The organism is Pseudomonas sp. CM27, assembly GCF_013179515.1.
In the GTDB taxonomy this organism is placed as follows: Bacteria; Pseudomonadota; Gammaproteobacteria; order Pseudomonadales; family Pseudomonadaceae; genus Aquipseudomonas.
This window is the reverse complement of the sequence record NZ_JABMCN010000496.1, coordinates 1-664: the sequence shown is the minus strand read 5'-3', so window position 1 is coordinate 664 and position 664 is coordinate 1. Positions and strand designations below refer to the sequence as shown.

The 664-nt window shown below is 64.8% G+C and carries 1 protein-coding gene; it reads right to left on the bottom strand.

What is annotated here, in order from left to right; all coding sequences use genetic code 11:
* On the bottom strand, window positions 1-664 hold a 664-nt coding region (locus HP547_RS29190), incomplete at both ends, for a molybdopterin-dependent oxidoreductase (RefSeq protein ID WP_172288987.1).

Below are 664 nucleotides of genomic sequence, written 5' to 3'. Positions count from 1 at the left end.
GCGTGCCAGTTGCCGAATCTGCGCTGGCGCGATGCCACAATGCGCGCTCATGGCCTCTGCAGTGAACGGCGCAAGCGCTTCGCGCACCTGCTGCAGCCCGTTGATGGGCAAATGCGAGCCCCGCGTCAGGCCTTCGGCGAAGAGGGTGTTGAGCACGCCGCCGAGCAGGGCAGCATCCCCGCCTGGGCGCATGAACAGGTGAGTGTCCGCCATCGCAGCCGTTTCGCTACGCCGCGGGTCGATCACCACCAGGCGCCCGCCACGTGCCCGCAGGGCCTTCAGGCGCTTCTCCACGTCTGGCACGGTCATGATGCTGCCATTCGAAGCCAGTGGGTTGGCGCCGAGGATCAGCATGAAGTCGGTGTGGTCGATATCGGGGACCGGCAGCAGCAGGCCATGGCCGTACATCAGGTGGCTGACGAGGTGCTGCGGTAACTGGTCCACCGAAGTGGCAGAGAAACGGTTGCGGGTTTTCAGCAGGCCGAGGAAATAGTTGCTGTGCGTCATCAAGCCGTAGTTGTGCACGCTCGGATTGCCCTGATAGACCGCCACGGCATTGTGCCCGTGGGCTTGCTGGACTGCCCACAGTCTGTCGGCGGCCAGGGTAAAGGCTTCATCCCAGCCAATGGCTTGCCAGCCCTCGCCCACGCGTTTGTGCGGCTGG